Origin of the sequence: Nonomuraea helvata, assembly GCF_039535785.1 — a bacterium.
Lineage (GTDB): Bacteria > Actinomycetota > Actinomycetes > Streptosporangiales > Streptosporangiaceae > Nonomuraea > Nonomuraea helvata.
The window spans coordinates 927,046-951,526 of sequence record NZ_BAAAXV010000001.1 but is presented as its reverse complement, the minus strand read 5'-3'; the positions used below and the strand labels follow the sequence as shown (position 1 = coordinate 951,526).

The window sequence follows — 24,481 nt, the reverse complement described above, 5'->3', positions numbered from 1 at the left end:
GTCAGCGCAGCTTCTTCAGATGCTCCACGATCGGCTCGTAGGCCGCCTCGAGCGCTTTGAGCTGCTCGTCGCTGAGGCGGTCGACGAAGTGCTCGCGCACGCCCGCCACGTGGTCCGGCGCGACCTTCTGGATCGTGTCCCAGCCCTCGTCGGTCAGCACCGCGAACGTGCCGCGCCGGTCGTCGCGGCAGTCCTCCCTCGTCACCAGGCCCTTGGCCTCCATGCGGGAGATCTGGTGCGACAGCCGGCTGCGCGACTGGATCGTCGCGTCCGCCAGGTCGCTCATCCGCATGCGCCGGTCCTGGCTCTCGGAGAGGTTGACGAGGATCTCGTAGTCGTTCAACGAGAGGTGGTGCACCTGCAGCTCGCGGTCGAGCCGGTGCATGAGCAGCTTGTGCAGCGCCAGATGCGTGCGCCAGGCACGCTGTTCGGCGGGTGAAAGCCAGCGAGGCGCCCTCATGATCTCCAATGTAGCGCACGTAAAGTAATCCCCTATGGAACAGCGGGAGTCGGGGGAGAGCCTGAGGACTGTCCTGGTCGCGGGCGCGGCCAACTTGACGATCGCGCTGGCCAAGCTCGTCGCGGGCCTGATCGGCGGTTCGGCGGCCATGCTGTCGGAGGCGGCCCACTCGGCCGCCGACACCGTGACGGAGCTCCTGCTGCTGGTGGCGGTGCGCGGCGCCGAGCGGCCCGCCGACCGGCGGCATCCGTTCGGGCACGGCAAGGCCGGGTTCTTCTGGGCGATGACGGCGGCCGTGGCGACGCTGGTGGGCGGGGCCGGGTTCTCGATCACGCACGGCCTGCACGAGATCAGCCATGGCGAGGAGCTGTCCAACCTCCTCCCCTCGTACATCGTGCTGGCCGTCGCGTTCGGCATGGAGGCCGTCTCGTTCGCCAAGGCGTACTCGCAGCTGCGCAGTCAGGCCGAGCGTTACCGGGTCCATCCGGTACGGCTCGTGCGGGTGACCTCGGACACCGCGTTGAAGGCCGTGCTGTTCGAGGACGCGGCCGCCCTGGTGGGCCTGATCATCGCGGCCGCGGGGCTGGCCGGGTCGCAGATGACGGGCTCGGCGCTCTGGGACGGCGCGGCGTCGATCGCGATCGGCCTGCTCCTGGTGGTGGTGGCGGTCACCCTGATCAGGTCGAACCTGTCGCTGCTCATCGGCCAGGCCGCGCCCGCGAGGATCGAGAACGGCATCCGGGCCGTGCTGCTGTCCCAGCCTGAGGTGGAGGACGTGGTCGAGCTGCTCACCATGATGATCGGGCCGGGCTCCATCCTGGTGGCCGCGAAGATCGACTTCCGGGACGAGGCGAGTGCGGCGGGTGTGGAGATCGCCTGCGACGAGGTGGACCAGCGGCTGCGGGAGCGCTTCCCGGGGGTCAGCCAGGTCTTCCTCGACCCCACCCCGACCCGCCGCCGCTGACCTCGTGGCGGCGGCGTTCTCGTGGCCGGGGCGCTCACGGGCGAGGGGCCTCTAGGCCGTGTTTCGAAAGATCACGTGTCATGCGTGTCGGTGATCGTTGAACGAAGAGGTCTCCGGTAGGTGGTTCAACGACCAAGAAGAACGAAATACCGGAGACCTCGTGACCAGCGTAGTGGTGACGAGGCGGCACGACCTCACTGATGCGCAGTGGGCGGCGCTGGAGCCGCATCTGCCTGCCGCATCGGGCAAGGGGCGTCCGCCGAAGTGGAGCAAGCGTCAGTTGATCGACGGGATCCGGTGGCGGATCCGGACCGGGGCGCCGTGGCGGGACGTTCCTGCCTGCTACGGCCACTGGTTCACCGTGTATGGCTTGTTCCGGCGCTGGCAGCGGGAGGGGATCTGGGCGCGGATCCTGGCGGCCTTGCAGGCGTGTGCGGACGCCGCCGGGAAGATCGATTGGACGGTGAGCGTGGACTCCACCATCACCCGGGCTCACCAGCACGCGGCCGGAGCACGCCGGGACGGTCACCTGCAAAAGGAACCACCCGGCGGGGTGCACAGCGAGCCGGCCGATCATGGCCTGGGGCGCTCGCGCGGCGGGCTGACCACCAAGACCCATCTGGCTTGCGAGCAGGGCCGCAAGCTGCTGGCTGCGGTGGTGACCGCCGGGCAGCGGGGCGACAGCCCGCAGTTCATACCGGTGCTCGGCAAGATCCGGGTGGCCCGCCTCGGCGGTGGCCGTCCCAGGACCCGCCCGGACCGGGTCCTGGCCGACAAGGCCTACACCAGCAAGGCCAACCGGACTCATCTGCGCCGGCGTGGGATCAAGGCGTGCATTCCGAGCAAGGCCGACCAGGACGCTCACCGGCGAGCCAAGGGATCGAAGGGAGGTCGCCCGCCCGCCTTCGACCCCGCGTTCTACCGGCTGCGTCACGCTGTGGAGTGCGGCATCAACCTGCTCAAAGGCAACCGCGGCATGGCGACCCGTTACGACAAGCTCGCCGTACGCTACGAAGCCGTCGTCATCATCGCTGCGATCAACCAGTGGCTCAATGCCTTATGAAACACGACCTAGGGGCCTCTAGGGGATCGGCACCCTTCTGGCAGGGGAGTCCGTGACCACGGCCACCCGGATGTCAGGACCGGCGCTCCACTCCAGCAGGTGGCGGCCCGCCAGGTCGTCGCCGCCCGCGTGGAGGTTGTCGAGCGTCAGCTCGCCGCGCTTGATCAGCGCCTCCTTGCGGGTCCAGTGCCTGATCAGCTCGTCGTTGCCGGCGATCAGCGCGCGCTCGCGCGGGGTGCAGACCCGGTCGGCGAGTGCCAGGTCGAGCGGCCCGGGCGGCACGTGCTCGGCGTCCACGCCGACCTTGCCGGGGCCGGCCCCCGCGCACACGTAGCCGCGCGTGTGGCTGAAGCTCACGCCGAGCTCGGGCGCCTCCTCGATGTACGGCTTGCCGTGCCCGGGACCGTGCAGCTCGCAGCGCTGCCGCAGGGTCAGCTCGTACGGCTCGGCGCCGAGCGCGGCGGCGGCGCAGAGCCGTACGAGGAGGTGGGCGGCGACGTAACTCGCTCGATCCGCCTCGAACCGGAACCGCCCGGCCCGGTCCATCTCCACCTCGGTGAGCCAGTCCTCCGGGGCGCGCACCTCGTCGGGGCGGCCGCCCATCGCTAAGGGGCCGATGGTCATTCCTTCTTCTTGTCGCCGGTGAGGTTGTACTGGTCCTCCGAGGCCGCGCCGAGCACGGTCACGTCATGGATCTTCCAGACCCCCTTCTCCTTCACAAGGCTGATCTTAAGGTGCGAGTCCTTGACGGAGCGGATCGCCTCGGAAGTGTTCACCTGCTGGTCGACGACGACGATGGCGTGCGCGGTGGCCTCGTCCACGTCGGCCAGGTAGACCTCGCGTACCGTGGCCTGCGAGGTGGCCTTGAGCTTCACGATCACCTGCGCCATCGCGCCGCCGAACGCCGCGTCGTACGTGGCCAGGAAGTCGCCCGTGGCCTGGGCGGCGAGGGTGGACCGGGTGCTCTGCAGGTTGCGGTAGTCGTAGCTGAGCAGGGCCTTGCTGAACGCGGTCGCCGCTCCGGACACCTCCAGCCGCAGCGACCGCTCGGCCTCGAGCCGAGCCCGCGCGTCCTCGGCCTGGGAGGCGGAGATCCACTGCAGGACGGCGGTGGCGGCGAGCGCGGCCACCAGCATCGCCGCCAGCATGCCGAGGATCCTGGCCCGCGTGACACGCCGCCCGCCCTTGACGCCGCTCGCCCCTTCGCCGCTCGCTCGTTCGCCGGACGCCCGCTCGCCGGACGCCTCTTCGCCGGACGTCGAACCCGCCACGGTCGCCCGCTCGTCCTCAGAAGGCGCGTCCGTCGTGGTGGAGGCGCCGGTCTCGTCGCGAGCCGTGCCGGCGGATTCCTCGGGCTGGGCCTCCTCTGCGCGGGTCTCCTCGGCGAGGTCCTGCTTGGCGGTCATCATGACTCCTCACGGCGGCGGGCGGCCCGGCCCGTCGCGGTCCAGCCCACAATCCCACCGATGGCCACCACTGCGAGAAATATCCCGGCAATCAGCGGGGTGGTGTTCAGCGGGACGGGGGATGCGGGGCCGGTGGCGGCCACGCCGCTGGGCGACGCGGTGGCCTCCGGGCTCTTGTCCGGTTTCTCGGTGTCCTTCGCCACCGGGCGGGCGGAGGCGGCGGAAGAGGGAGTGTCCGCCGGTGCGGCGGCATCCTGGCGATCATGCGTACGGGAATCGTCCGGGTCTTCGGAATCGCCGGTGTCCCCGGAGCGGGAGGGTGCGGGGCAGGAGCGCAGCGCGGGCACGGAGGGCGGCCCGACGGTGCCGGCGTACTCCTCGGCGGGCGTCGGCCCGCCCGGCACGCTGAAGATGAACGCCGCCCGCCCGTAGACGGTGTCGCCGGTCTGGTCGCTGATGTCGTTCGCCAGGCTGAGCGCGGTGGGCATGATGCTGAGCAGGTGGTGCACGTTCCGCTCGGTCGCCGGCGAGAACACCGGCTGGTGCGGCAGCCCCGCCGCCGTCAGCAGGCACGAGAACCCCGGCCGCGACTTCTTGATCGCCGTGTCGAGCCGGGCGAAGACGCCTGGCCCCCGGTCGAGGAAGGTGTTCAGGTCGGCTCGGGAGTCGCGCAGCGTCCCCGTGACCGTGCGGAGGTCCGTGATGCCGGCGGCGAGCTCGCCCCGCTTCCCGGCGAGCGTGTGGGTCAGGTGGGTGAGCTGCACCGACAGGGAGTCGAGCGTGTCGGCGTTGTCCGCCAGCGTGCCGGTCAGCGAGTGGGCGTCCTCGATGATGTTCCTGATCGCGGGGGCCCGCCCGTCCAGGGCCACGGCCAGCTCGTGGGTGATCGTCTTGGCGTCCCGCGGCGGCACCGCGTTCAGCAGCTTGCCCACGCCCTCGAACAGCTTCTTGTAGTCGAGCGGCACCGAGGTCTTGGCCAGCGGGATCGTGTCGCCGGCGGCGAGCGTGGGCCCGTTCACGCCGGTGGCTGGGGGCGAGAGCTCCACGTACGGCTCCCCGATGGCGGACTTGCGCCGCACCTCCGCCGTGGCGCCCTTCGGCAGCCGGACACCCCTGTCGATGTCGAGACCCACGACGATCCTGCCGGGCGCCAGCCGCACGTCGCCGATCTTGCCGACCCGGACCCCCAGGTACGCGACGTCGAATCCCCGGATGAGGCCGGGCGACGAGATGAACTCGGCCGACACCCGGTACGGCCGCTCGATGGCGTCGAGCCGGATGATCGTGCTGAACGCCCAGACGGTCATGACGATCCCCAGGGCGACAAAGAACCCTAAATTCAGATAAATCCGGTTCCTCATCGCAGCGGCTCCAGCAGCAGGCGGAAGTCCTCGACCCGGTTCGGCAGCGCCCGGTCGTTCCCGGACGATTTCTTGGGCATCAGCACGCCCTTCAGCCAGAGATAGATCAGCACCTGCCCGTTGACGGTGATCGGCGGCGCGTCGATGAACTTCTGGAGCCTCGCCACCAGCGTCTTCAGGTCCTCCTTGCCCCGCTGCATGGCCGACGAGATGGCCTCCAGTTCCAGGAGCAGCTTCCTGAGCCGGGCGGCGTGCCGCGGGTAGACGGTGAGGTTCGCCTCCTTGGCCAGCTTCGTCAGCGCGACGATCGCCTTCTTCACGTGCTTGCGCCCGTGCGCGATGCGAGCGGTGGCCGAGGCCAGCGTCCCCGGCAGCCGGTCCAGCTCGCCGCTGCCCTTGGCGAGGTCGTCGCCCAGCCTGGCCAGCGCGTCGATGCTGGTGCCGATGTCCCTGCGGGCTGCGGCGTAGGCGTCGGTCACCTCGGCCGTCTGCTTGATCAGCTTGTTGACGTCCTCGCCCCGCCCGCCGAACCCGGTGGAGGCGGCGTCGAGGATCGCGTTCACGTCCTGGGCGCCGAGCGCCTCGATGAGCGGCCCCGCCTTAGCGGTGACCTGCTCGATGTCCGGCTCGACCGACGTCTCGGCGATGGTGGCGCCGTCCTTCAGGTACGGCCCCGTGGCCAGGTCCTTGCCCGCGGGCGGCGTGAGCAGGACGTAGTTCTCGCCCAGCACCGACGTCTTGGCCACGGTGGCGGTGCTGCCCTGGGGCACCCGGTGCGCCGACTGGACCGACATCGTCACCCTGGCTCGGTAGCCGTCCAGGCGGATGCCGGTGACCGTGCCCACCCGTACGTCGGAGATCTGCACGCTGTGCCCGGCCACCAGGCTCTGCACGTCGTCGAAGACCGCGTACAGGGTCATGTCCCCGGTGGTCGCGCCGAGCGTCTGCAGCGAGCACGACGCGGTCCCGGAGAGCGACGTCGCGAGGGCCAGGACGGCGGCCAGGATGCGGGACCTCATCGCTGCCTCCCCTGCCGCTCGAAGGGGCAGTTGCTCAGCTTGGCCGGCAGGCAGGGCACGTCGCCCAGGTTCAGCGCGTCGAACAGCGGCGTCAGCCACGCCCGGGTCATCGCGTTGAGCACCACGCGGATCTTCAGTACGTGCTGCTTCCTGTCCCAGGAGTCGATGAGCACGTCGGCGAAGTCGGCCGCGCCCTTGACTGCCCGCGCCATGGAGGCGCTGTTGGCCCGTACCGTCAGCACCAGCTCGGCCAGCGTGCTCGCGGCCTGCGGGAGCCGTTCGGAGTACTGCTCGATGATCACGTCACCGCGCCGCACGAAGGTCGCCATGCCCGACACGAACGTGCGCAGCCGCTGCCGCTCCTCCGCCAGGATCGAGCTGGCCTCGGCGAAGGAGTCGATCGCCCCCGTCACCTGGCGCTCCCGCCTGTTGAGGCTGGTGGCCAGCCGGTTCAGCCCCTTGGCCAGATTGACGAGCTGCTGGTCCTGCTTGGCCAGGGTGCCGGTCAGCTCGGAGGTGTCGGCGATGGCGTTGTTGATGGTCTTGCCGCGCCCCCTCACCCCGTCGGCCAGGGTGCTCGCCACGGAGCCGAGCTTCTTGTCGTCGAGCGCGTCGGTGAGCTTGGTGAACGCGTCGAGCGCGTCGTCGATCTCGACCGGCAGATCGGTGCGCTCCAGCGGGATCGTGGTCCCGGGGGTGACCTTCTGGTCACCGGGCTTCCACGGGGGATAGAGGACGACGTTCCGCTCGCCGAGCGTGTTCTGGGGCGCGACCACGGCCTTCACGCCGGCCGGAAGCGGCACCTGCCGATCGACCAGCAGGTCAACGCGCACCTTGTCCCCATCGATGCTGATTTTGTCGACATATCCGGCGTCGAGGCCCATGACCTTCACCCGCGCCTGCTCGTACAGGGAGGGCGCCTTGCGGAAGATCGCCACCAGCCGGTACGGCTCCTCGCCCAGCACCGTGCACCCCGACGTCAGGAACGCCCCGAGCAGCAGCACCGCCATCAGTCGTCTCACGGGTTGTCTCATCTGGCGCTCTTCCTGTCCTTCTTGATGACGCCGAGCACCTCCGGGTTGATGGGGCCGAGGCCCGCGGCTATGGCCTCGAGCCACGGGCCCTGGCCGCCCATCGTGGACAGCCCGGAGAACGTCGGGCCGGCCCACGCCAGGAGCGAGTTGAGCCGCTTGTTGCTGCCGCTCAGCCGCGTCGTGATGGCCGCGTTGTCGTCGAGCACCTGGATGAGGGTCTTCTCGTGCTCGTTGATCAGCCGGGTCGTGCTGCGTACGAGGTCGCTGCCGTCGCCCAGCAGCGTGCGCAGCTCGTTGCGGCGCGCGCGCAGCTCGGCCAGCATGACCTCGATGGCGTCGATGAGCCGCCCGAGCTGCCTGTCCTTCTTCTCCAGGACGTTCATGATCCGGGTGCCGTTGTCGACGAGCCGCTGCAGCTGCGGCTGGCTCTTGCTGATCGTGTCCGACAGGTCGCCGATGTTGCGCAGCAGGCGGGTGATGCGGCCGCGCTTGCCGAGATCCACCTTGTCGAGCTCGGTGAGCAGGTCGTCCACGGCGTCGGTGTCCAGGCGCTCGACCAGCCGGGTCGCGTCCTTGATGGCGTCGTTGATGAGGGTGGGCACGCCGGTCCGCGTCACGGGGATGCGCCGCTGGCCCTCGGGCAGCTGGTCCATGTACGGGGCCGAGACGGCGCCGGTGAGCTTGACGTACCGGCCGCCCAGCAGGTTCGACAGGGCGATGTCGGCCCGGGTGCCGCGACCGAGCCGCACGCCGTCGTCCACCTTCCAGGTGACGATCACGTTCCCCTGCGTGTAGTCGGCGCGCACCTCGGTGACCTTGCCGACGCGCACCCCGGCGACCCTGACGTCGTTGCCCGTGCGCAGCCCGCCGGAGTCCACGAACACGCCGGACATGAGGTAGCCGCCCTCCAGCAGCCCCAGGTTGCCGACCAGGAACGTGGCGACGAGGATCGCGGCCAGCGTGACCAGCGACACCAGGCCCACGGCGATCCTGTTGCGGTCGCGGAAGGATTTGACCGCCATCACTCGCCCACCATGAGTTTCTGCAGGTCCTTCGTGCTCTGGATCCTGGTGTTGCGCAGCGGCGGCGGCGTCTGCATCCCGTACGGGCAGGGCGCGGCGTTCAGCGCCACGCACGGGACCGCGGTGACGAAGTAGTGGCCGCGGTCCACGGTCTGGTACGCCCGCGCGAACAGCGGCTGGAACGTGCTGACCGTCTTGTCGATCTCGCCCACGTGCCGCCTGATGCCGCCGGTCAGCCCGGACAGGTTGTCGACCAGGCGGCCGAGCTCGTCGGCGTTCTTGCCGAGCACCTCGTTGGAGGTGTGGACGGTCGTCGACAGCTCCACCAGCGCCTGGTCGATCAGCTCCCGGTTGTCGGCGAACGCCTCGGAGAGCGTGACGAGGTTGTCGACGAGCTGCTCGATCTGCTTGTCGCGCCGGGCGACCACGCCGGTGACGGTGGCGTAGTCCTTCAGCAGCTGCTCGATGGTCTTCTTGCGCTCGTTGACCGTGGTCGTGATGGCGTTGACGTTGTCGAACAGCCTCGGGATGTTCTGCTCGTTGCCCTTGAGCGACTTGGCGGCGGCGGTGAGGAGCTGGTTGATCTGGTCGGGGTCGAGGCTGCGGGTGAGCGGGCCGAGGTCGCTGACCAGCTGGCCGATGTCCACGACGGAGGAGGTACGGGTGATGCGCGAGCCAGGCAGGAGCTTGGCGGGCGCGGTGCCGGGCATCAGGTAGACCACGCGCTGGCCGACGGCGTTGCGCCAGCGGATGGCGGCCTCGGTGTCCGCCGGGACGGTGACCCCCTGCTGCACCTCCATGGCCACCTCGGCCCGGCCGTCCACCACCTTGATCGTGTCCACCTGGCCGACGGGCGCTCCGGCGATCTTCACCTGGTCGCCCTCGACCAGCCCCGACACGTCGTCGAACACGGCGACCAGGCGGTAGCCGCCGTCCGTGTTCACCCGGGCGATCTGGATGGCGATCACCACGATCAGCGTCGCGCACAGGCCGACGAAGAGCAGGAACCGGGCGAACGTCCAGGCGCGCCGCATCAGCGCCTCCCGTCGGTCGGGCCGCACGCGCCGACGACCAGCTCGCAGAGGTCGGTCGCGACGAACGCCTCCACCTGCAGCTGGCGGCTGTTGCCCGGGCCCGGCGCCTCGATCAGCTCGTTGAGCAGGCCCACCAGCCGGTTCAGGCCGCGCACGCCGTCGCCGGCCAGGCCGAGCTGGGCGTAGATGAGCGCGGCCACCCGCTCGCCGGAGTGGACGCCGGCCCGCAGGTCCTGCCGGTGCTTGGCCAGCCCGTGCGCGCCGAGCTCGGAGATCGAGGTGACCTCCTGGAGCAGGGCGCGTACCTTGTCGGCCCGCGCGAGCAGGTCGGGGGTGATGACGTTGACGTCGGAGGAGATCGCGACGAGGTCGTCGCCCTTGTCCTGCAGGGCCGTGCCGAGCAGGGCGGCGTCGTGCAGGAACTGCCTGGCCCGCCCGCGCTGCCGGTGCGCGACGCCGACGAGCGTGCCGGCGTCGCCGATCAGCTCGCGCAGGTTCCCGCCCTCGCCGTCCAGGCCCTTGGCCAGGGTGTGCACGATGACCGTGACCTCGCTGGGATCGACGGCGTCCAGGCCGCGGTAGGCGTCGCCGAGGGTGTCGGACAGGTCCAGCGGGCCCTCGGTGGACGTGATGACGGCGCCGCTGGACAGGTAGGGGCCGGTGGTCTCGCCGGAGCCGGGCTTCAGGTTGAGGAACTTGGGGCCGAACACCGACGCCGGCTCGACCGCCGCGACCGTGGACTGCGGCACCCTGACGCCGGGGTCGACGTGCATGGTGACCACGGCCCTGCCCTTGGCGTCGAGCGACACGCCGGCCACCTCGCCGACCCTGATGCCGCGGATCTTGACGGGGGAGCCGGGGTCCATGCCCTGCCCGGCGCGGGCGAACACGGCGTCGATCCTGGTCCCGCTGATCTCGGCGGCGGTGCGGACCACGTACAGGGTGGCCGCGGCCAGGACCACGAGCACGGCGAAAGCGATGCCCACCCGGGCGGCGAGGGGAAGTTGGAATCGGGTCACCGGCTCACCCCGTCAGCGGTATGTTGCCGCCGCTGCCCCAGAACAGGTACGACAGCAGCAGGTTGAGCAGCACGATCGTGACGATCGACTGGCGGATGGCGCGGCCCGCCGCCACGCCCACGCCCACCGGGCCGCCGGTGGCGTGGAAGCCGTGATAGCAGTGGATGACGATGACCGCGAAGGCGAAGACGGCGACCTTGGAGACGCTGAACACGATGTCGGTGACCGGCAGGTACAGGTAGAAGTAGTAGTCATAGACCCCGGGCGCCAGGCCGAACAGGACCGTGCACATCAGCCGGGTGGCGAAGAAGCTGGCGAAGAGCGCGATCAGGTAGATGGGGACCAGCGCCAGCAGCGCGGCCACGACCCGGGTGCAGACCAGGTAGGTGAAGGCGTTGATGCCCATCACCTCCAGCGCGTCGATCTCCTCCGAGATCCGCATCGCGCCCAGCTCCGCCGTGAACGACGAGCCGACCTGCGCCGCCAGCGCCGTGGCCGCGATGATCGGGGTGATCTCCCGGACGTTGGCGAAGCTGCCCACCAGGCCCATGAACGACTCCGCGCCGATCGCCTGCAGCCCCTGGTAACCCTGCAGGCCCACGGTCGCGCCCACGACGAACGCCATCGTGAACACCACGAAGACCATGCCGCCGCCGATGACGGTCGCCCCGACGCCCACCACGACGTCGCTGACCTGCCTGAGGACGACCTTGACGTACTTGAGCCGCAGGACGACGTCGCGAACGCAGTAGAACAGCACCTTCCACACGAACAGCGGCCAGTCGGCCAGCGTCGCGAACCGCTCCGCGACGTCCCGCCCCCGCAGGGCGATCCTGAGACCGGCCGTCCGCGTGACCATCAGAGGGACCTCGGCGGATAGGCCAGGAAGTAGACGGCCGAGATCACGTAGTTGAACGCGAACACCAGCATGAACGTGACCACGGTTGCCTGGTTGACCGCCCGCCCCACGCCGACCGGGCTCGTCGCGCAGGTCATGCCCTTGTAGCAGGCGACCGCCGCGGCGATGAACCCGAAGATCCACGCCTTGAACAGCGTCACGTACAGGTCGGACGCGACGACCAGGGAGAACGCGCCGTCGAAGTACGCGCCCGGGGTGACGCCCTGCACGACAACGTTGAAGAAGTAGCCGCCGGCCGCGCCGGCCAGGATGACCAGCGGGCACAGGCACACCGCGATCGTGCTGGCCGCCCACATGCGCGGCGTGACCAGGCGGTGGATCGGGTTGACCGACATGACCTCCATCGCGCTCAGCTCGTCGCGGATGTGGCGCGCGCCGATGTCGGAGGTCATCGCGCTGCCGCCGGCCCCGGAGATCAGCAGCGCGCTGGCCAGCGGCGCCACCTCACGGATGAGCCCGACGAAGACCGCGCTGCCCGTGGCGGAGCTCGCGCCGAGCTGCCTGGCCAGCTCGCCCACCTGCAGCGCCACGGTGGCGCCCAGTGGCAGGGCCACGAGCAGCACGGGCACGCTGGTGACACGGGCGAGGAACCAGCACTGCTCGACGAACTCCCACCACCAGCGCCTGATGTCCCAGGTCCTGCGTAACCCCTCCAGGACGATGACGAACAGCTCGCCGATCTGGCCGAGCGCCGACCCGGCCCGGCGTCCGACGTATCCGGACAGGGTCATCGGCCGCCCGTCCGCGCGCGCATTACCGCCATGACCACCTCCGCCGCCTACGGATGAGTGGCAACCCTACTGAGGGGTTATCTGGGAGTCGATGACTTCGTGGGAATTTGCGCGAAAGGTATGAGACGCAGGTCACATCTTGTCAGCCAAGTACGAAACGTGACCGACCCGTTACACTCGTATCCCCTTGACTCCGCCCCCGCGGGGTTGTTTGCCTGGACACAGGCTTGGAAGACTGAGGGCAGAGGTGGTGCAGATGCTGGTCGGGACGATCCTCCGCGCCAAGGGCAGTGACGTGGCGACCGTGACACCGGGTGCCACGGTGCGCGAGTTGCTGGCCATGCTTGCGGAGCGCAATATCGGAGCCGTGGTGGTCTCCACGGACGGCTCCACCATCGAGGGCATCGTGTCCGAGCGCGACGTCGTACGTCGCCTCCACGATCGCGGTTCCGCGATCCTGGACGGCCCGGTGTCGGCGATCATGACGGCGGAGGTGCGCACGGTGGGGCCCGGCGAGAACGTCGACTCGTTGCGGCAGACCATGACCACGCACCGGTTCAGGCACATGCCCGTGGTCGAGAACGGCCGGCTCGTGGGCATCGTGAGCATCGGCGACGTGGTGAAGAGCGCGATCGAGGAGCTGGAGACGGAGAAGGCGTCGCTCGTCGACTATCTCCACCGTTGACAGAGATGGCACGCTTGGTCCGTGATGTACGGGCCTCCTCCTGAATATCCGCGCGCGACGAGCAGTCCGCCGATCATCGTGCTGGTCGCCGGGCTCGCCGCGCTGCTCGGGTTCCTGCTGGGCGTGTTCGTGGGGTTCGGCGCGTCTTCTGAGACGTCGTCCTCGTCCGAGGAGCCCGATGCCCGCGTCACGGTCACCGTCGAGGACAGCCCGCCCGTGGACCCCGGGGCCACGTCCTCCACCGGGTCGTCGCCGCCCCAGACCGGCCAGGCCGTGCCCGACCAGACACTGTCCGGCCAGCCGCAGCCGGGGCAGACGCAATCCGGCCCGACTCAGAACAGCCAGCCCGGTCAGCCTCAGCCGGGGCAGACGGGCGGGCCCGGCGCCGGCCCCAGCAGTGGCCCCAGCAGTGGGCCCAGCAGCGGGCCCGCCATCAACCCCGCCTCTGTGCGCACGCTCATCGTGGGCAAGGACATCCAGCCGGGCACCTACCGCACGACCGGCCCGATCACGGGGTCCACCATGTGCTACTGGGCCAGGATGCGGAGCGCGACCGGCGACATCGCCGCGACCGGCATGCCGAAGGGGCCGGCCAGCGTCACCATCGAGGCCACGGACAAGGCGTTCGTGTCCGGCGGATGCGCGGAGTGGACCAAAGCGTCTTGAATTCGCTGTAGTTCCCTAAAGGAATCAGGCAACTCGGACGGGCGTGGCCTAGCTTGGCCGCCTCGGTGCTCGGTGAGTGCGAGTACGGGGGTGGCTTGGGCGTGGTGGAAGCCGGTCCGGTGGTGAGAATTCCTGGCATGCCCTGTCCGGGAGGGCTGGTGCCGTCCCGGCTGGGGTGCATGGCCCGCCGGACGCTGTCCACTCTTTGCGGGGAGTGGGGCGGGCACCGTGCGCCGGTCGGGCACACGGCTGGAGGTCATCAACGTGGCCGCCGCATTTGTCACATTCCTTGTGGTGCGGGCCGGTCGTTTCGGGGTGGGACGGTTCTTGGATCTGTCGCGTGCTGCCGGGCGGGGGTGCAGGTCGGTTCGGGTGCGGCGGGCGCGCCGGGCTGCCCTGGTCGGTCTGCGGGCCGAGCGGGCGCGGGCGACGTTGCCCTCCACGACCTTCGCGATGGTGCGGGCGCCGGTGGCGCGGTGGGTGCGGGTGGCGTTCTGGCCGAGCAGGCCGCGCGCGACGATCCGTTCGGCCGCCGCCCAGTCCCGGTCACAGGAAAGACCGCAGGTGGGGCAGTAGGCCCACGTCCAGCCCCGCTCGGTGAGTCGGTCGGGGGCCGGGCAGTGCCGCAGCAGCGACGTGCCGTCCCCGCAGCGGGGACAGTATTTCGAGGTGCCGCGGGCGGGGACGGTGACCACGGCGATGGTGTGCTTGGCCGCCAAGTGCCGGATCGCCTCGACGATCTGCCCGCGCACCTGCCCCGACAGGCGCGCGTTCGCGCTGCCCCGGCGCCCGCGCGCTTCCAGAGTGGCCAGGTCCTCCAGATAGATCACCGTCGCCCCGGCGGCGATGGCCTGGTCGACCGCCCAGCGTGCCGCCGACCAGGCCAGCGCCTTGTTCAGGTTGCGGATGCGCGCACACACGCGCTCATGCTCGACCCCGATGACCTCATAGGCCGTGCTCAGCTTGGCGAATCTGGGATCGGCGGCGGTGATCCCGGCCAGGAGCCGTTCCTGGTGGCGGTGTTTGGCGGCCAAGCGCTCGCGCTGGGCCCGCAACCGGTGCAGCTTGGCGGAGACCCCGCTGGCGTCGTAGGTCAGCGGCCGCCCATCCGACAGGACCCGCCCGCCGGTCAGGCGTCCAGCCACACCGGTCAGGAGTGTGTTGAGGCCCCAGTCGAACCCGCATCCAATCGTATGGCCAGTGGCGGGCGCGACCTCGATCAGGGTCTGGAACGGCAGATCGAGGCGTACCCGGCCGTGGTGCACGCGCAGGGTAGGGGTGCACAGTGTCGACTGCGGCGGCACGGTCGGCGGCAGGGTGAGCGGCAGCACGTGCCAGGCCCAGTCTCTGCGCGAGGCCGGGGAGGCGACCAGGGGGAGCCGTACCCGCAGGCGGGCGCTGCGGGGGCCGGTGCGTTCCAGGGTGGCCAGTTGCCGGTCGGCTGCGGCCAGCACGATCTGCGCCGCAACGTTCGGGGGTTCCTCCAGTTCGGTCAGGTCGGCCGGGAACCCATCATGCTCGTCCCTGTAGGCGCGGATCTGCCGGGTCCGGTTACGGATCTCTGCCGAGTTCACCCCGTCCGGTAGCAGCGCGCGCAGCGCCTGCCATTCGGCGTCGGTCCGCGCGCTCGCATTCTGCGGCCAGGTGGCCACGATCGCCGCCACCAGCGTGCGGCGGTGCAGCGTCAGCCGCAAGGCGCGGGCGGCCTGCTCCTGCGCGCATCGCAGCACCCGATCACACACGTACACCCCCGGCTCCGGGGCCATGGCCCAGCCCAGCCTGCGCAGGGCCATCCAGCCCTTGGACGGCAACGCCCGCCCGTCCAGCCCCGCCCCGCAGGCCAGCGCGTCCAGATCCGCCGCAGTCCACCGGGCCGCTACCAGGCGGGCAGTCAGATCCCGCGCCAGAGCAGTCAGCCAGCCGACCCGCCGCGCCAGCAACTCCTGGGAGACGATCTCACCAGTCGTTTCCACCATCGCGCCATGCGCGGTGCAGGGAGCGGTCGCGGTCAGTGTGCTCATGCACCGCCCCCTGCCAGGAGGCGGCATCGATGCGTACGCCGCACATGCTGCACTCCGCCCACCCGCCTCCCGTACGATGCGTGACCGTCACGCTACCAAAAGTTTGCGCCATGGGATAGAACGTTTGAGCGATAAGACTCCGCCGGACAGCGCTCGCTCGCCTCAGCTCACTGCGGGCGAATGCCCGCACCTGCACTCCGACCACATACAGGGGCCCCGCTCCGGGGCCGCGCGACTCCACGCTGCGGATCACCCTTCGACTGCCGCCAACCCTCAGCAAGCCCGGCAAGGGATCATGTCAGGACTTGAGGGTTTCCTAGCAAATATGAGGAACGGTTCATACCCTTACACTTTTGTGCGCTGAACTCTGGACAAGAGAGCAGGAATGCGCAATTCTGTGCGGCAAACGAGGAAGGAGACACGCTCCGGCGTGCTGGCGTGAGTCCTGCGGTTATGGACCACGCCACTCCGGCGTCCCTGGCACGGACGCGGTGCGGAGAGTGCGGAACAGCGCGCATCGCCACTAATCCCGAACCATGATCGTTCGCGAGGAGTGACATGCGACCATCCGCGCTCGTCTCCCTGGCCGCGCTCGCCGCCGCCACCGTGCTCGTCCCCGCCCAGTCCGCCGCCGCCCGATCTGCGGCCGCCCTGCCGGCTCCCGTGTCCTGCGCCGGCTGCTGGAAGCCCGCGCTGAACACGTCCTGGCAGTGGCAGCTCTCCTCCCTGCCGCAGAAGCCGTACCTGAACGTGCAGATGTACGACATCGACGGCTTCGCCGCCAAGGACGGCGCGATCGTCAAGTCGCTCAAGGTCGACAAGCCGGGCCGCGGCGTCGTCTGCTACATCAGCGCGGGCACGTACGAGGACTGGCGCCCGGACGCCGGCCAGTTCCCCGCCGAGGTGCTCGGCAAGCCGCTGGAGGACTGGCCGGGCGAGCGCTGGCTCGACATCCGCAAGTACACCGGCAAGCTCGGCGAGATCATGAAGGCCCGGCTCGACATGTGCAAGGCGGCCGGGTTTGACGCCGTGGAGCCCGACAACATCGACGGCTACAGCAACGACAGCGGCTTCCCGCTCAAGGCGGCCGACCAGCTCGCCTACAACGGCTGGTTCGCCAACGAGGCCCACAAGCGGGGCATGTCGGTCGGGCTCAAGAACGACGTGGAGCAGATCCCGCAGCTGCTGCCGTACTTCGACTGGGCGCTGAACGAGGAGTGCTGGGAGCAGTCCGAGTGCACCACCGCCCAGAACGGCGGCTACGGCTACGACCAGTTCGTCAAGGCGGGCAAGGCCGTGTTCAACGTCGAGTACAACCTGGCCACCTCGAAGTTCTGCGCCAAGTCCAACGCCCAGAACTTCAACTCGCTGAAGAAGAAGTACGAGCTCGACGCCTACCGCGTGGCCTGTCGTGGGGTATGACTTCGACCTGCTGGTCGTCGGTGACGCCAACCCTGACGTGGTGCTCTCCGGAGCGCCGCGCGGGTTGGCGTACGGCCAGCGTGAACAGCTCGTCTCCGGCGGCGACCTGGTGCTCGGCGGGTCCGGCGCGATCACCGCGTGCGGGGCGGCCCGGCTGGGCCTGCGGACCGCGTTCGCCGGGCGCGTGGGCGACGACGCGGCCGGGCGCTTCGTGCTGGGCGCCCTGGCCGACCGCGGGGTGGACGTCTCCCACTGCGTGATCGACTCCCGGTCCACGGCCATGACCGTGGTGCTGGCCGACGGGGCGGACCGGGCCATCCTCACCTCGCTGGGCTGCCTGCCGTACCTGACGGTGGACGACGTGCCGCGCGGCGTCGCCAGGCATGTCCACGTGTCGTCATATTTCCTGCAACCGGGGCTCGCGTCCGGGTTGCCGGGCTTCCTGGCGGAGGAACGGCGGGGCGGCGCGACCACCTCGCTGGACACCAACGACGACCCCGCCGGAACGTGGAACGGGCTCGAGGACGTGCTGCGCGAGGTGGACGTCTTCCTCCCGAACGCCTCGGAGGCCCGCGCCGTCGCCGGCCGGCTGTTCGGCACCGGTCAGGAGAGCCTCGAGGCCACCGCGGCGCGGCTGGGCGCGCTGGGGCCCGCCGTGGCCGTCAAGGACGGCGGCGACGGCGCGCTGGTGTGGCGGTCGGGCGCGCTGGCCCGGGCCGCCGCCGTGCCCGTCGAGCCGGTGGACACCGTCGGCGCCGGTGACAGCTTCGACGCCGGGTTCATCGCCGCCATGCTGCGCGGGATGAGCCTGCGCAAATGCCTGGAGGCGGCCGTGAGCTGCGGTTCCCTTTCGACCCGAGCCGCCGGCGGCACCGCGGCCCAGCCCACCTGGGAGGAGCTGTGAAGATCGTCTTTCTCGGCGCGGGAAGCGTCGAGTTCACCCAGGGCCTGCTCGCGGACCTGGTCGCCCTCCCCGACATGGGGGAGTTCGAGGTGGCGCTGCACGACATCCACCCCGAGCGGCTCGAGACCGCGGAGGCCGCCGCGCGCCTCATCGCCGCCGGGCGGCCCGTCAAGATCTCCGCGCACCTCGGCCTGCGGCAGGCGCTCGAAGGGGCCGACTTCGCGATCAACATGATCCAGGTCGGCATGATCGACGCCACCCGTGTCGACTTCGAGCTGCCCGCCCGGTACGGGCTGCGCCAGACCATCGCCGACACCATCGGCGTGGGCGGCATCTTCCGGGCCCTGCGCACCTTCCCGGCGCTGGACAGGATCGGCCGGGCCATGGCCGAGGTGTGCGCGGACGCGTGGCTGCTCAACTACACCAACCCGATGGCCATGAACGTGTGGTACCTGGCCGCCGCCACCCCCGTGCGCAACGTGGTGGGGCTCTGCCACTCCATCTACTGGACCGCCCACGACCTGGCGGAGCTCGTCGGGGTGCCGTACGAGAAGGTGTCGTACCTGGCGGCGGGCGTCAACCACCAGTCGTGGATGCTGCGGTTCGAGAGCGGGGGAGAGGACCTGTACCCGCGGCTGGACGAGGCCATCGCCCGCGACCCCGGCCTGTTACGCCGGGTCCGCGTGGACATGTACCGCAGGCTCGGCTACTACCCGACCGAGACCAGCGAGCACTCGGCCGAGTACGTGCCCTGGTACCTGCACGACGAGACCGAGGTCGAGCGCCTGCGGATCCCCGTGGGCGCGTACCTCGGCATCAGCGAGGAGAACGTGCGCCAGTACGAGGCCACCCGCGACGCGCTGAAAGCGGGCCGGCCGATCACCGCGGAGGGGACCATGGAGTACGCCCCGCAGATCATCCACAGCATCGCCACCGGCACGAGCCGGGTCGTCTACGGGAACGTCCAGAACAGGGGACTGGTCGGGAACCTGCCCGGCGGATGTGTGGTGGAGGTGCCGTGCGTGGCCGACGCGCTCGGCGTCCACCCGGTCGCCGTCGGCGACCTGCCCGCGCAGTGCGCGGCGCTCAACCGCGCGTACGTCAACGTCAACGAGCTGACCGTACGCGCCGTCACCGAGGGGCGGCCCGAGCACGTGCGGCACGCCATGATGGCGGACCCGAACACGGCCGCCACGCTCACCGTCGAGCAGATCGACTCGCTGTGCGGCGCGCTCCTCGAGGCCCACGGCGACCTGATGCCGGAGTCCCTCAGGAGTGGGTCATGAGGGGCGTGGCGGCGCTCGTCCTGGTCGCCGGGCTGCTGACGGGCTGCGGCTCCTCGTCCGAGGAGGCCGGCGGCCCGGTCGAGATCACCTGGTGGCACGGCCAGACGGAGCTGCAGGCCAAGGTCATCGAGGAGCTGGCCGCCGAATACGGCAAGGCCCACCCGGATGTGAAGATCACGCCCGCGGTCGGCTCCACGAACGTGGACGAGATGCTGCAGAAGGTCCAGGCGGTCCTGGCCGGCGGCAAGGCGCCCGACATCGCGTACATGTACGGTACGTGGATGCCGCACCTGGCGCGCACCCCCAAGGTGTACGACCTGACCGCCACCGTGAAGGCCCCCGGATTCGGCTGGGACGACTTCTGGCCGGCGGAGCGGGCCGTGTCGGAGGTGGACGGCAAGGTCATCGGCGTCCCGGCCCTGGTCGACAACCTGGCCGTGATCTACAACAAGAAGCTGTTCGACGCGGCCGGGCTGGCGTACCCCGCCAAGGACTGGACCTGGGACGACTTCCGCGCCGCGGCGAAGAAGCTGACCGGCGGCGGCGTGTACGGCACCGCGTACCCCGTGACCGGGGCCGAGGACACCGTGTGGCGGTTCTGGCCGATGATCTGGCAGCAGGGCGGCTCGATCGCGGCGCCGGACGGCAAGAAGTCGGCGTTCAACACGCCGCAGGCGGTGCAGGCGCTCGACCTGTGGAGCGCCATGGCTCGCCAGGACAAGTCCGTATATCTCGATCAGAATGGGGAGAAGTTCCTGCCGCTGTTCCAGAGCGGCAAGATCGGGATGGTCATCGCGGGGCCGTACGCGCTGCTGGACTTCATCGACCACAAGATCCCCTACGGCGTGCAGGTGCTGCCCGGCTACAACGGCAACCACGAGACGGTCGCGGGTCCCGACAACTGGGTCGTGTTCGACAACGGTTCGCGCCGGGCCAAGGCCGCCGCCGACTTCCTCGCCTGGCTCACCAAGCCGGAGCAGGACGCCCGGTGGTCGCTCGGCCTGGGCAACCTGCCCATCCGCAGGGCTACGACCGCGCTGCCGGCGTACCAGAAGTTCGTCAAGGACTTCCCCGACATCGACGTCTTCACCGCGAACCTCGACAACGCCAAGCAGGCCAGGCCGCACCTGCCCGCGTACCCGGAGTTCTCCGAGAAGGTGGGCGACGCGATCGCCCAGGCCATGGTCGGCGGCACGCCCGCGCGGGATGCCCTCGCCAAGGCGGCCATCGAGGCCGACACGGTGCTGGGGCGCTCGCGATGACCGCTCTTGCGGCCCGGGTGGGCACGCATCAGGCGCGGCGGCGCCGGTGGGTGCCCCAGCTGACCGGGTGGGGATTCGTGCTCCCCGCGACGCTGGTGATCGTCGGGCTCAGCCTGTTCCCCGCGGTGTGGGCGCTGCTGCTCTCGCTGCGCGACGGCGACCTGCTCACCGGCGGCGAGTACGTCGGGCTCCAGAACTACCGCGACATGCTGGGCGACGCCGCGCTGGCCGCCGCGGCCGGGCACACGCTCGTCTACACCGTGCTGTTCGTGCCCGGCTCGGTGGTGCTCGGCCTCGCGCTCGCTCTGGCGCTGAACCTCAAGATCCGCCTCATCGGGTTCTACCGCACCTGCTTCTTCGTCCCGTACGTCGTCTCGGCCGCGGCCACGGGCATCCTCGCGAACTTCGTCTTCGACCCGGACTCCGGCATCGTCAACGCCGGGCTGAAGGCGCTCGGGCTGCCCCCGATGGCGTTCCTGCAGGACCCCGGCCAGGCGATGCTCACGCTGGTCGTGATCTCGCTCTGGGGCGGCGTGGGCATGCCCGCCGTGGTCTACCTGGCCGCCCTGCAGGACATCCCGCGCGAGCTGATCGAGGCGGCCAGGGTGGACGGCGGCTCCGGGCGGCACGTCCTGCACCACGTCGTGCTGCCGCAGCTGCGGCCCGCCACGGTCTTCCTGGTGATCTGGCAGACGATCACCGCGCTGCAGCTGTTCGACCTCGTCTACACCACCACGAAGGGCCAGCCGCTCGACTCCACGACGACGATCGTGTTCTACCTCTACCGGCAGGCGTTCCAGCTCTTCCACTCCGGCTACGGCACGGCCATCGCCTACGTCCTGTTCCTCGTGACGCTCGCCGTGTCGGGCGCCGTCCTGTGGAGGAGTGCGCGATGAAGCGCCGCAGCCTCGCCCATCTCTTCCTGATGCCGCTCGCGCTGCTGTTCGTGGCGCCGCTGGTGTGGATGGTGCTGACCGCCTTCATGCCGGACGCCGACATCAACACCTACCCGCCCAAGCTCTGGCCCGAGCACTTCACGCTGACGGGGTTCGAGCGCATCCTCACCGACGACGAGTACCCGCTCTGGCTGGCCAACACGGTCGTCGTGGCCGGATCGGCGGTGCTCGGGCACGTGGTGCTCTGCTCCCTGGCAGGCTACGGCTTCGCCCGGATCGAGTTCCGCGGCCGCGGGCTCGCCTTCGCCGCCGTCATGGCGACCATCATGGTGCCCGCCCAGGTGCTGATGATCCCGACGTTCCTGCTGTTCAAGAACATGGAATTGATCGACACGCTGGGCGCGGCCATCGTGCCGTGGCTGGCGTCGGCGTTCGGGGTGTTCCTCATGCGGCAGTTCTTCCTGTCGCTGCCCAAGGAGCTGGAGGAGGCCGCCGTCATCGACGGCTGTTCCAGGCTGGGGGTGTTCTTCCGGGTGGTGCTCCCGCTGGCCCGGCCCGCGCTGGCCACGCTGGTGGTCTTCACGCTGCTCGGCGCCTGGAACGACCTCATCTGGCCGCTCATCGCGATCTCCTCCGAGTCGCGCTACACGCTCCAGCTCGGGCTCGCCACGTTCGCCGGCGCCCGGCACACCGAGTGGTCGGCGCTGATGGCCGGGAACGTGGTCGCCGTGCTGCCGCTGGTGGCCGCGTTCGTGCTGGCGCAGCGTCACTTCGTGGCCACGATGAGCTTCAGCGGCTTGAAGGGCTGACCGCGGGATAGGAGGATGCGCACAGCCAGCCCAGCAAGGAGGACGCCATGTCGGTGTTGCAGAGTTTCGTGGACAGTGTGCGCAGCGGAGCGATCGAGGTGATCGACCTCACCGCGCCCCTCTCGTCCGAGACGCCGGTCCTCCAGTTGCCCGAGCCGTTCGGCAACACCATCCCGTTCCGACTGGAGGAGATCAGCCGGTACGACGACCGCGGCCCCGCCTGGTACTGGAACGACATCCACACCGGCGAGCACACCGGCACCCACTTCGACGCCCCCATCCACTGGGTCACCGGCCGCGACGGCCAGGACGTCTCCCAGGTCCCCGCGCGCCGCCTCATCGCGCCCGCCGTCGTGCTCGACTTCTCCGCCGAGGCCGCCAAGGACCCCGACTTCCTCCTCCAGATCGACCACGTCAAGGAGTGGGAGCGCGCCAACGGGCCGCTGCCCGACGGCGGCTGGCTGCTCTACCGGACCGGCTGGGACACCAGGTCCGGCGACCAGGCCGCCTTCCTGAACGCCGACGCCACCGGCCCCCACACGCCCGGCATCTCGGTGGAGTGCGCCTCCTGGCTGGCTACCTCCACGCCCATCGCCGGCCTCGGCGTCGAGACCGTCGGCACCGACGCGGGCGCCGCCCACTCCTTCGACCCGGCCTTCCCGTGCCACTCCTACCTGCTGGGGGCGGACAAGTACGGCCTCACCCAGCTGCGCAACCTCGACCTGCTCCCCGCGACCGGCGCCGTCGTGGTCGCTCCGCCGCTGCCCATCGTGGGCGGCTCCGGCAGCCCCGTACGCGTGCTGGCCCTGGTCGAGCGTTGATCGTCGCGGAGGCCGTGGGCCGGGCCCTGGCCGCCTGCGGCGTCGAGACCGCGTTCGGGGTGGTCGGCAGCGGCAACTTCCACGTCACCAACGCCCTCGTGGCCGGCGGCGTGCGCTATGTCGCCGCCCGCCACGAGGGCGGGGCCGCCACGATGGCCGACGCGTACGCGCGCATGAGCGGCCGGGTCGGCGTCGTGTCGGTGCACCAGGGGCCGGGGCTCACCAATGCCCTGACCGGGCTCACCGAGGCCGCCAAGAGCCGCACGCCGCTGATCGTGCTCGCCGGAGAGGCCACGGAGGTGCAGTCCAACTTCCACATCGACCAGGCGGCGCTGGCCACGGCGGTGGGGGCGGTGCCGATGCGGGTCGCCTCGCCGGGGGAGGCGGTGTCGCGGGCGGCGGAGGCGTACCGGGTGGCCGTGGAGGAGCGGCGTACGGTCCTGCTGAACCTCCCCCTCGACGTCCAGGCCGCCCCCTTCGACGCGTCGTCGCGTCTTCCTGGAGCGACCGGCACCGTGCCCTCGCCCGAAGGCGCTCCGGCGTCGGCCGGTGAGGGCGGGCCGGCGGAGCTGGCGCGGCTGCTCGGCGAGGCCCGGCGGCCGGTGTTCATCGCCGGGCGCGGCGCCCGGCACGCGCGGCGGGAGCTGGAGGAGCTCGCGGGCCGCGCGGGCGCGCTGCTGGCCACCTCGGCGGTCGCGAAGGGCCTGTTCCGCGGCAGCCCGTGGGACCTCGACGTGAGCGGCGGCTTCGCGACGCCTCTCGCCGCCGAGCTGATCCGCGACGCCGACCTGGTCGTCGCCTGGGGATGCGCCCTGAACATGTGGACCACCCGCCACGGCACGCTGATCGGGCCCGGCGCCACGGTGGTCAAGGTGGATCTCGACCCGGCGGCCTTCAACGCCCATGTGCCCGCCGACCTGGGCGTGCAGGGCGACGTGGCCGCCGTCGCCGAGGCGCTGGCCGCCCGTCTCACCCCGCGCCGGGGGTACCGGTCGGACGAGATCGCGCGGCGCGTCCGGGCCGAGGGGCGCTGGCGGGACGTGCCGTACGAGGACGAGAGCGGCGGCGGGCGGATCGACCCCAGGACACTCACCATCGGGCTGGACGACCTCCTGCCGCGGGAGCGCATCGTCGCCATAGATTCCGGAAATTTCATGGGATATCCGTCGATGTGGATGGATGTCCCGGATGAGGGTGGGTTCTGCTTCACCCAGGCGTTCCAGTCGATCGGGCTGGGGCTGGCGACGGCGATCGGCGCCGCGCTGGCCCGGCCGGACCGGCTGCCGGTGGCCGCGCTCGGCGACGGCGGCGCCCTCATGGGCATCGCGGAGCTCGAGACCGTCGTCCGGGTCGGCCTCCCGATGGTGATCGTGGTCTACGACGACGAGGCGTACGGGGCGGAAGTCCACCATTTCGGGCCGCACGGGCACCCGCTCGGCACGGTCACGTTCCCGCCCGCCGACCTCGCCGCCATCGCCCGGGGCCACGGCCTCGCCGCCGTGACGGTCACCGAGCCGTCCGACCTGGCGGGCGTGGCCGCATGGCTGAACGGGCCGCGCGACCGGCCGCTCATGGTGCACGCCAAGGTCACGGGGGAGCACGGCTCCTGGTGGCTCGAGGAGGCCTTCAAGGGCCACTGACCTCAGGCGCCGCTCCAGGGCAGTTCAGGAGCTCGCG

23 protein-coding genes and 1 pseudogene are annotated in these 24,481 nt (G+C 70.5%); 12 read left to right on the top strand and 12 right to left on the bottom strand.

Going from position 1 to position 24,481, the window contains the following annotated elements:
• Position 1: 1 nt before the first annotated feature.
• Entirely contained in the window at positions 2-460 is a 459-nt protein-coding gene (locus ABD830_RS04320; RefSeq protein WP_344985013.1) for a MarR family winged helix-turn-helix transcriptional regulator, read from the bottom strand.
• A gap of 34 nt (positions 461-494) precedes the next feature.
• Here ABD830_RS04320 and ABD830_RS04315 point away from each other — a divergent pair, with 34 nt between their 5' ends.
• Positions 495-1,424, top strand: coding sequence for a cation diffusion facilitator family transporter (locus ABD830_RS04315; protein WP_344985012.1), 930 nt, complete (start codon positions 495-497; stop codon positions 1,422-1,424).
• Positions 1,425-1,599: 175 nt separating this feature from the next.
• The gene (locus tag ABD830_RS04310) at positions 1,600-2,487 is read left to right on the top strand and encodes an IS5 family transposase (protein ID WP_378521066.1); all 888 of its coding nucleotides are present in this window, start codon (positions 1,600-1,602) and stop codon (positions 2,485-2,487) included.
• 18 nt (positions 2,488-2,505) lie between these two features.
• Here ABD830_RS04310 and ABD830_RS04305 read toward each other — a convergent pair whose 3' ends face one another.
• From ABD830_RS04305 to ABD830_RS04260, 10 genes are read right to left on the bottom strand one after another with little or no spacing between them, the layout of a single operon-like run.
• A complete protein-coding gene (locus tag ABD830_RS04305) occupies positions 2,506-3,111 on the bottom strand; it encodes a 4'-phosphopantetheinyl transferase family protein (RefSeq protein WP_344985010.1) in 606 nt (201 codons plus the stop codon).
• Positions 3,108-3,893 carry a hypothetical protein gene (locus ABD830_RS04300; RefSeq protein WP_344985009.1) on the bottom strand — a complete coding sequence of 262 codons (786 nt, stop codon included), beginning with the start codon at positions 3,891-3,893 and terminating at the stop codon, positions 3,108-3,110. Before ABD830_RS04300 ends, ABD830_RS04305 begins: the two co-directional genes overlap by 4 nt.
• Complete coding sequence (locus tag ABD830_RS04295; RefSeq protein WP_378520886.1) at positions 3,893-5,200, bottom strand: MCE family protein; 1,308 nt, start codon at positions 5,198-5,200, stop codon at positions 3,893-3,895. The genes ABD830_RS04300 and ABD830_RS04295 overlap by 1 nt, the downstream gene beginning before the upstream one ends.
• Positions 5,201-5,250: 50 nt before the next feature.
• Complete coding sequence (locus ABD830_RS04290; protein WP_344985007.1) at positions 5,251-6,273, bottom strand: MCE family protein; 1,023 nt, start codon at positions 6,271-6,273, stop codon at positions 5,251-5,253.
• Complete coding sequence (locus ABD830_RS04285; RefSeq protein ID WP_344985006.1) at positions 6,270-7,295, bottom strand: MCE family protein; 1,026 nt, start codon at positions 7,293-7,295, stop codon at positions 6,270-6,272. The genes ABD830_RS04290 and ABD830_RS04285 overlap by 4 nt, the downstream gene beginning before the upstream one ends.
• Positions 7,296-7,303: 8 nt before the next feature.
• Complete coding sequence (locus ABD830_RS04280; RefSeq protein ID WP_344985005.1) at positions 7,304-8,329, bottom strand: MlaD family protein; 1,026 nt, start codon at positions 8,327-8,329, stop codon at positions 7,304-7,306.
• Positions 8,329-9,363, bottom strand: a complete 1,035-nt coding sequence (locus ABD830_RS04275) for an MCE family protein (RefSeq protein ID WP_344985004.1) — start codon at positions 9,361-9,363, stop codon at positions 8,329-8,331. The genes ABD830_RS04280 and ABD830_RS04275 overlap by 1 nt, the downstream gene beginning before the upstream one ends.
• Entirely contained in the window at positions 9,363-10,382 is a 1,020-nt protein-coding gene (locus tag ABD830_RS04270; RefSeq protein ID WP_344985003.1) for an MlaD family protein, read from the bottom strand. Before ABD830_RS04270 ends, ABD830_RS04275 begins: the two co-directional genes overlap by 1 nt.
• 4 nt (positions 10,383-10,386) lie before the next feature.
• The gene (locus ABD830_RS04265; protein ID WP_344985002.1) at positions 10,387-11,241 is read right to left on the bottom strand and encodes an ABC transporter permease; all 855 of its coding nucleotides are present in this window, start codon (positions 11,239-11,241) and stop codon (positions 10,387-10,389) included.
• Positions 11,241-12,032: an MlaE family ABC transporter permease gene (locus ABD830_RS04260; RefSeq protein WP_344985001.1), complete on the bottom strand. Its 792-nt coding sequence runs from the start codon at positions 12,030-12,032 to the stop codon at positions 11,241-11,243. Before ABD830_RS04260 ends, ABD830_RS04265 begins: the two co-directional genes overlap by 1 nt.
• A gap of 256 nt (positions 12,033-12,288) precedes the next feature.
• Between ABD830_RS04260 and ABD830_RS04255 the strand changes: the two genes are divergently transcribed.
• Both ABD830_RS04255 and ABD830_RS54640 read left to right on the top strand, forming a co-directional pair.
• The gene (locus tag ABD830_RS04255) at positions 12,289-12,717 is read left to right on the top strand and encodes a CBS domain-containing protein (protein ID WP_344985000.1); all 429 of its coding nucleotides are present in this window, start codon (positions 12,289-12,291) and stop codon (positions 12,715-12,717) included.
• A gap of 24 nt (positions 12,718-12,741) precedes the next feature.
• Complete coding sequence (locus ABD830_RS54640) at positions 12,742-13,383, top strand: Rv1352/Rv1906c domain-containing protein (protein WP_486348592.1); 642 nt, start codon at positions 12,742-12,744, stop codon at positions 13,381-13,383.
• Between the two features lie 533 nt (positions 13,384-13,916).
• On the opposite strand, the pseudogene ABD830_RS54635 reads toward ABD830_RS54640, so the two are convergent.
• A pseudogene (locus ABD830_RS54635) lies at positions 13,917-15,149 on the bottom strand (zinc ribbon domain-containing protein); the annotation flags it as partial.
• 813 nt (positions 15,150-15,962) lie between these two features.
• Between ABD830_RS54635 and ABD830_RS04245 the strand changes: the two are divergent.
• The 8 genes from ABD830_RS04245 to ABD830_RS04210 are packed head-to-tail and all read left to right on the top strand — an operon-like array spanning position 15,963 to position 24,444.
• A complete protein-coding gene (locus ABD830_RS04245; RefSeq protein ID WP_344984998.1) occupies positions 15,963-16,826 on the top strand; it encodes an endo alpha-1,4 polygalactosaminidase in 864 nt (287 codons plus the stop codon).
• Complete coding sequence (locus ABD830_RS04240; protein WP_344984997.1) at positions 16,816-17,730, top strand: carbohydrate kinase family protein; 915 nt, start codon at positions 16,816-16,818, stop codon at positions 17,728-17,730. The genes ABD830_RS04245 and ABD830_RS04240 overlap by 11 nt, the downstream gene beginning before the upstream one ends.
• A complete protein-coding gene (gene melA, locus ABD830_RS04235) occupies positions 17,727-19,016 on the top strand; it encodes an alpha-glucosidase/alpha-galactosidase (RefSeq protein ID WP_344984996.1) in 1,290 nt (429 codons plus the stop codon). The genes ABD830_RS04240 and melA overlap by 4 nt, the downstream gene beginning before the upstream one ends.
• The gene (locus ABD830_RS04230; protein WP_344984995.1) at positions 19,013-20,278 is read left to right on the top strand and encodes an ABC transporter substrate-binding protein; all 1,266 of its coding nucleotides are present in this window, start codon (positions 19,013-19,015) and stop codon (positions 20,276-20,278) included. The genes melA and ABD830_RS04230 overlap by 4 nt, the downstream gene beginning before the upstream one ends.
• Complete coding sequence (locus ABD830_RS04225) at positions 20,275-21,174, top strand: carbohydrate ABC transporter permease (protein ID WP_344984993.1); 900 nt, start codon at positions 20,275-20,277, stop codon at positions 21,172-21,174. Before ABD830_RS04230 ends, ABD830_RS04225 begins: the two co-directional genes overlap by 4 nt.
• Entirely contained in the window at positions 21,171-21,983 is an 813-nt protein-coding gene (locus ABD830_RS04220) for a carbohydrate ABC transporter permease (RefSeq protein ID WP_344984992.1), read from the top strand. The genes ABD830_RS04225 and ABD830_RS04220 overlap by 4 nt, the downstream gene beginning before the upstream one ends.
• A gap of 47 nt (positions 21,984-22,030) precedes the next feature.
• On the top strand, positions 22,031-22,804 hold the full coding sequence (locus ABD830_RS04215; RefSeq protein WP_344984991.1) for a cyclase family protein: 774 nt from the start codon (positions 22,031-22,033) through the stop codon (positions 22,802-22,804).
• Positions 22,801-24,444 carry a thiamine pyrophosphate-binding protein gene (locus tag ABD830_RS04210; RefSeq protein ID WP_344984990.1) on the top strand — a complete coding sequence of 548 codons (1,644 nt, stop codon included), beginning with the start codon at positions 22,801-22,803 and terminating at the stop codon, positions 24,442-24,444. The genes ABD830_RS04215 and ABD830_RS04210 overlap by 4 nt, the downstream gene beginning before the upstream one ends.
• Positions 24,445-24,481 lie beyond the last annotated feature (37 nt).

What these genes read in the sequence shown, in the direction of transcription:
- ABD830_RS04320 (WP_344985013.1), bottom strand. Translation starts at nt 460, where the DNA reads ATGAGGGCGCCTCGCTGGCTTTCACCCGCCGAACAGCGTGCCTGGCGC.
- ABD830_RS04315 (WP_344985012.1), top strand. Translation starts at nt 495, where the DNA reads ATGGAACAGCGGGAGTCGGGGGAGAGCCTGAGGACTGTCCTGGTCGCG.
- ABD830_RS04305 (WP_344985010.1), bottom strand. Translation starts at nt 3,111, where the DNA reads ATGACCATCGGCCCCTTAGCGATGGGCGGCCGCCCCGACGAGGTGCGC.
- ABD830_RS04300 (WP_344985009.1), bottom strand. Translation starts at nt 3,893, where the DNA reads ATGACCGCCAAGCAGGACCTCGCCGAGGAGACCCGCGCAGAGGAGGCC.
- ABD830_RS04295 (WP_378520886.1), bottom strand. Translation starts at nt 5,200, where the DNA reads ATGACCGTCTGGGCGTTCAGCACGATCATCCGGCTCGACGCCATCGAG.
- ABD830_RS04290 (WP_344985007.1), bottom strand. Translation starts at nt 6,273, where the DNA reads ATGAGGTCCCGCATCCTGGCCGCCGTCCTGGCCCTCGCGACGTCGCTC.
- ABD830_RS04280 (WP_344985005.1), bottom strand. Translation starts at nt 8,329, where the DNA reads ATGGCGGTCAAATCCTTCCGCGACCGCAACAGGATCGCCGTGGGCCTG.
- ABD830_RS04275 (WP_344985004.1), bottom strand. Translation starts at nt 9,363, where the DNA reads ATGCGGCGCGCCTGGACGTTCGCCCGGTTCCTGCTCTTCGTCGGCCTG.
- ABD830_RS04265 (WP_344985002.1), bottom strand. Translation starts at nt 11,241, where the DNA reads ATGGTCACGCGGACGGCCGGTCTCAGGATCGCCCTGCGGGGGCGGGAC.
- ABD830_RS04260 (WP_344985001.1), bottom strand. Translation starts at nt 12,032, where the DNA reads ATGACCCTGTCCGGATACGTCGGACGCCGGGCCGGGTCGGCGCTCGGC.
- ABD830_RS04255 (WP_344985000.1), top strand. Translation starts at nt 12,289, where the DNA reads ATGCTGGTCGGGACGATCCTCCGCGCCAAGGGCAGTGACGTGGCGACC.
- ABD830_RS54640 (WP_486348592.1), top strand. Translation starts at nt 12,742, where the DNA reads ATGTACGGGCCTCCTCCTGAATATCCGCGCGCGACGAGCAGTCCGCCG.
- ABD830_RS04245 (WP_344984998.1), top strand. Translation starts at nt 15,963, where the DNA reads ATGCGACCATCCGCGCTCGTCTCCCTGGCCGCGCTCGCCGCCGCCACC.
- ABD830_RS04230 (WP_344984995.1), top strand. Translation starts at nt 19,013, where the DNA reads ATGAGGGGCGTGGCGGCGCTCGTCCTGGTCGCCGGGCTGCTGACGGGC.
- ABD830_RS04225 (WP_344984993.1), top strand. Translation starts at nt 20,275, where the DNA reads ATGACCGCTCTTGCGGCCCGGGTGGGCACGCATCAGGCGCGGCGGCGC.
- ABD830_RS04220 (WP_344984992.1), top strand. Translation starts at nt 21,171, where the DNA reads ATGAAGCGCCGCAGCCTCGCCCATCTCTTCCTGATGCCGCTCGCGCTG.
- ABD830_RS04215 (WP_344984991.1), top strand. Translation starts at nt 22,031, where the DNA reads ATGTCGGTGTTGCAGAGTTTCGTGGACAGTGTGCGCAGCGGAGCGATC.